The sequence below is a fragment of the Mesorhizobium sp. M7A.F.Ca.US.005.03.2.1 genome, from assembly GCF_003997795.1.
Taxonomy (GTDB): domain Bacteria; phylum Pseudomonadota; class Alphaproteobacteria; order Rhizobiales; family Rhizobiaceae; genus Mesorhizobium; species Mesorhizobium ciceri.
In genome coordinates this window covers 1-3,642 of the sequence record NZ_RZRP01000651.1, presented here as the reverse complement: position 1 = coordinate 3,642, position 3,642 = coordinate 1, and the positions used below count along the sequence as shown (strand labels likewise).

The window sequence follows — 3,642 nt, the reverse complement described above, 5'->3', positions numbered from 1 at the left end:
CTACCAGCTGCTCGGCCGGTCTTTCGTTCGCAGCCGCGACTTCTTCCGCGGTGGCCTTCGTCACGATGACGAGGGTGGACCAGCCGAAGCTCTCAACACCCATGAAGCCGGCGCTGAAGGCTTGTCGTTCTTTGCCGGAGAGGCTTTCGATATCGGCGGCGAAGAACCGGAAAGTCCCCGTGACGGCCCACTCGCCGGGTTCCGCGGCGTGGGAATAGACGAAGCCATCCGACGGATCTAGGCGGATCGTGCGCAGTAGCTTTAGAGCCATGGCACACCCGTAGCGGGATCGAGCCACGAAGGTGAGCCAAGAGCTTCCACCAAACTCCGCCTTTCGGAGGCTCCCCGGCAAGGCTTCCCCGGAAGCAGCAGATCGCCATTGTCAGCGATCCGAACGTCCTGGCCTCGGTGTGAGGAGCGGTGCAGCCATTGGCTGGCGAGCGATGCGAAGCCGGTTTCGCCCCATTCGTGGAACTCGTTCATCAGGTGACGGGAGAAGCTGGCGATGATCTCACCAGGATCGGGGGCTTCGGAGCCCAATTCGTCAAGCGCGCCGAGTAGCGGCCGCTCGCCAGGTTCGTAAGCGCGCACGGCCGCGATGCGGATCATGGCAGAAAAGACGAGCCAGGCCGGCGTCTCCTCGTCGCGAGCTCCCTCAGGCCAGCCCAGGCGTCCGCCGCCAACGAGAGCGCCGTCGATGCGGATCGCGTCCGGCCAGTCGAAGGTGACCGGCATTTCAGGCGGTGCACGCGCTGCAAGCGCGTCGGCCAGAGCGTTCATTCCGGCATAGATGGCAAGGCGGGCCTGCGCCAACGATTGTTCAGGCTCCAGGACGACCGCGAACTCGGCCAGATCATAGCGCCGTACCCAGACCAGCGTCCCTGCACCCTGCTCGCCGGCAATGGCGCGGGCGTGCTCGAAGGCATCGCCGGCTTCTCTCAAGACAGTGAGGCTGTAGAGCGGGGGCAGATCGAGGGCGCGGTCGGTGACCGAAGCACGCTGGGACATGATGCCGATCCATTTTTGATGACGGCGGCCTAATTCTCCAATAATGTATATACTGTCTCTACAGTAAAGGCGCTACCGCAGCGGGCGGTGTCGCGTAGCCGGGAGGCGCAATGAGCCTGGACAAACCGCGCACGGTCTTCATCTGCTCCTGCGAGCGCAGCATGCCTGGTTTTGGCGACAGCGTGCGCCGCGGATGCAAAGACGCTCAGGTGCAATCGGGCGATCAGCTGTGCGGCGCCGAAATCGAGCGTATCCGCAACAGATTGAGCGAGGGGGGAGCCATCACCATAGCCTGCACACAGCAGGCGCCGCTTTTCCGCGAAGTCGCTGAGGAAATCGGCTTTGCGGGTGACCTCGATTTCGTGAACATCCGCGAGGCGGCAGGCTGGTCGGCAGAGGCCGCATCCGCCGGGCCGAAGGCGGCGGCACTCGTCGCGATGGTGGCCGAACCGACCTCGCCGCCCGCCCTCGTCACGCTTCGAAGCAATGGCGTGGTGCTGGTTTATGGCCGCGACCAGGCGGCAATGGAGGTCGCCTGCCAGCTTGCCGGGGATCTGGACGTGACCGTCCTGCTGACGCGACCCGCGGAGGTTACACCCAACCGCGTGTGGGATTTCCCCGTCGTGCGGGGCAGGATCCGCAATGCACAAGGCCATCTGGGTGCCTTCGAGCTGATCGTTGATGATTTCGCCTTGCCAGTTCCCTCTTCGCGCGACCGCCTGCGCTTTGGTGCGGCTCGTGACGGCGCAATCTCTAAAGCAGACATCGTGATCGACCTCTCCGGCGGCGTTCCGCTATTTCCGGCTCACGACCTGCGCGCGGGCTACCTCAAAGCGGATTCCGCCGACCGGGCCGCGGTAACGGCCGTGATCGCCAAGGCTGCTGGCCTCGTCGGCGAATTTGACAAGCCGCGCTACATCGATTTTTCCGCCGATCTGTGCGCTCATTCACGCTCCCGCATCATCGGTTGCACGCGTTGCCTGGATCTGTGCCCTACCGGTGCGATTGCCTCGGCCGGCGACCACGTGATCGTCGACGCAGAAATCTGCGCCGGTTGCGGCAATTGCGCGGCCGCCTGTCCGACCGGTGCAGCCGCATATGCCGTTCCGGATGCGCAAACCCTGCTTCGGCGGCTGCGTTCGCTCCTGGTCACATATCGAGAGGCGGGTGGCAGGGATCCGGTCGTTCTGTTCCATGACGGCTATCACGGCGAGCCGCTGATTGACGCGCTCGCGCGGTTCGGCCCAGGCCTGCCTGCGAATGTACTGCCAGTCGCCGTGAACGAGATAACGCAATTGGGAATAGAGGCGTGGATAGCGCCGGTGGCATGGGGCGCGGCGGCGGTGATGGCGCTCGCCTCCGCGAAGCCCAAGCACGAGCTCACCGGCTTGGCCCGCAACGTCACCATCGCCAATCTGCTCGCACGATCGCTCGGCTACGGGTCGGAACTCTGCGGCCTGATCGAAACCGACGATCCGGACATGCTGAGGTTGGCGCTCGACCGTGTGCAACCGGGCTCCAGCACGCCGACGCCGGCGACCTTCCTGCCCCTGGGGGACAAGCGCAGCCTGTTGCGAAACAGCATGATCGAACTGCATCGCGCCGCGCCGACGCCAGTCGAGCGCGTAGTGCTCCCAGCGGCAGCGCCGTTCGGCGGGCTCGATATCAATGTCGAGGGCTGCACGCTCTGCCTCTCCTGCGTGTCGGCGTGCCCAACGGGTGCGCTCTCCGACAGCGAGCAACAGCCTGCATTGTACTTTTCCGAAAGTGCCTGCGTCCAATGCGGGCTCTGCGCTGCGACTTGTCCGGAGAAGGTGATCCGTCTCGCCCCGCGGATTGATTTCCCGGCATGGAGCGCGCCACGTCGGGTCGTCAAGGAAGAACAGCCCTACGAGTGTATCCGCTGCGGCAACCCGTTCGGGACCCGCAGTACGATTGAGCGGATCGTCGCCAAGCTGGAAGGCAGGCACTGGATGTTCTCGGGCGAAAACGCGCGGCGGCTGGAACTGGTGCGGATGTGCGACAATTGCCGCGTCGATGCCGCCATGAGCGAAGACCTCGATCCCTATGCCGGTCCTGGCCGGCCGGCCCCGCGAACGACAGAGGATTATCTCCGGGACCGGAACTCGGAAACCAAACGGGTCTAAACTCAGTTGCTGCGGGTCTCGGCCTGTAGGAATCGTATCAGCGCCGCCCGATGCTCGGGGTCGCGAATGGTCTGCTCGGGCATCTTGGTGCCCGGCGTGTATCTGCTCGGGCCAAGCTCGAACAGCTTCGATACCGTTTCGGGCGTCCAGACGATGTCCATCTCCCTGAAAGCGGGCGAGTATCGGTAGCCAGGCACGGATGCGATCCTGCGGCCGAAGATGCCGTGAAGCGTGGGGCCGGCGCGATCGCCCTCGTGGGGATCGAGCGTGTGGCATGCGACGCAGGCGCGGAACACCTCCGCGTCCGGATTGCCGGCATATTCGGCCATCGGATCGGTCGAACCCTCGATCTTGGTTCCGAGCCGTTGCCCGGCCTCGACATTCCATTCTCCCACCACTTGATCCCCGCCGCCGCTCAAAAGCGTCTTTCCGTCAGGCGAGAAGGCGAGAGCCCAAACCGGCACGCCCGCGGTGCTAAATGTGCGAA

Annotated in this window: 3 protein-coding genes and 1 pseudogene; 1 reads left to right on the top strand and 3 read right to left on the bottom strand. The window is 64.6% G+C overall.

Annotation, left to right across the window (positions count from 1 at the left end; genetic code table 11):
• Together EN991_RS27620 and EN991_RS27615 are read right to left on the bottom strand one after the other, a co-directional pair.
• Window positions 1–271 (bottom strand): DUF6505 family protein (locus tag EN991_RS27620; protein ID WP_245461088.1); only part of this gene is annotated, 271 nt, incomplete at its 3' end.
• Window positions 262–1,008: a biotin/lipoate--protein ligase family protein gene (locus tag EN991_RS27615; protein ID WP_127369938.1), complete on the bottom strand. Its 747-nt coding sequence runs from the start codon at window positions 1,006–1,008 to the stop codon at window positions 262–264. The genes EN991_RS27620 and EN991_RS27615, both read right to left, overlap by 10 nt.
• Before the next feature lie 110 nt (window positions 1,009–1,118).
• Between EN991_RS27615 and EN991_RS27610 the strand changes: the two genes are divergently transcribed.
• The gene (locus EN991_RS27610; RefSeq protein WP_127369937.1) at window positions 1,119–3,155 is read left to right on the top strand and encodes a 4Fe-4S binding protein; all 2,037 of its coding nucleotides are present in this window, start codon (window positions 1,119–1,121) and stop codon (window positions 3,153–3,155) included.
• A 2-nt stretch (window positions 3,156–3,157) separates the two neighbouring features.
• On the opposite strand, the pseudogene EN991_RS27605 reads toward EN991_RS27610, so the two are convergent.
• Window positions 3,158–3,642: pseudogene (locus EN991_RS27605) on the bottom strand (hypothetical protein); the annotation flags it as partial.